This is a genomic window from Xenorhabdus yunnanensis (genome assembly GCF_028598805.1).
Taxonomy (GTDB): domain Bacteria; phylum Pseudomonadota; class Gammaproteobacteria; order Enterobacterales; family Enterobacteriaceae; genus Xenorhabdus; species Xenorhabdus yunnanensis.
In genome coordinates, this window is sequence record NZ_JAQRFI010000230.1 from 1 (window position 1) to 495 (window position 495).

Genomic DNA, 495 nt, shown 5'->3' on the forward strand with positions numbered 1-495 from the left:
CATGAGCCAGCCTATCACTATTCATCAAGCCGTTGAAAAGGCGCAACAACTCGAATTTATTAATCAGCTTATTGAGTCATACCCTCATCAAATACAGGGCAGTGAAATATCCGTTATGTCTTCACTGATGGCGAAGCTATCCGGCGATATTGCTGTATTTCTGATTGAAGTAATCGCAGGTGAGGAAGCTATTGATAACACTTCCCATTGTAGCGATATGCCTACCGTTCAGGGGGTGAGCCATGCGTAACCCCGCACCCCATGACTATTACACCCATCAGAACGGGGAAACTGTTCAAGTGTTGTCGGTCGCCTTTAATCGCGTGACGTTTGTCCGTGATGGTTATACCACCCCGTGCATCATGCCAGTAAGCCGTTTCACTCAAGAATACACCTACGCAGGGAGAGCCTGATTATGTCTGATATCTATAACCATTTGGTACGCAACAATTTTAGCGCCATGAGCACCGAAGAACTTAAAGATCTGCGCAAACA

The 495-nt window shown here is 46.1% G+C and carries 2 protein-coding genes; both read left to right on the top strand.

From position 1 onward, the window contains the following. Window positions 1-250: hypothetical protein (locus PSI23_RS21995; protein ID WP_273557042.1), on the top strand; the 250-nt coding region annotated here is incomplete at its 5' end. Then, window positions 243-413, top strand: a complete 171-nt coding sequence (locus PSI23_RS22000) for a DUF4222 domain-containing protein (protein WP_273557043.1) — start codon at window positions 243-245, stop codon at window positions 411-413. The genes PSI23_RS21995 and PSI23_RS22000, both read left to right, overlap by 8 nt. The last annotated feature ends 82 nt before the right edge of the window (window positions 414-495 follow it).

Excerpts from the sequence above, each read along its gene's own strand:
- PSI23_RS22000 (WP_273557043.1), top strand. The coding sequence starts at position 243 with ATGCGTAACCCCGCACCCCATGACTATTACACCCATCAGAACGGGGAA.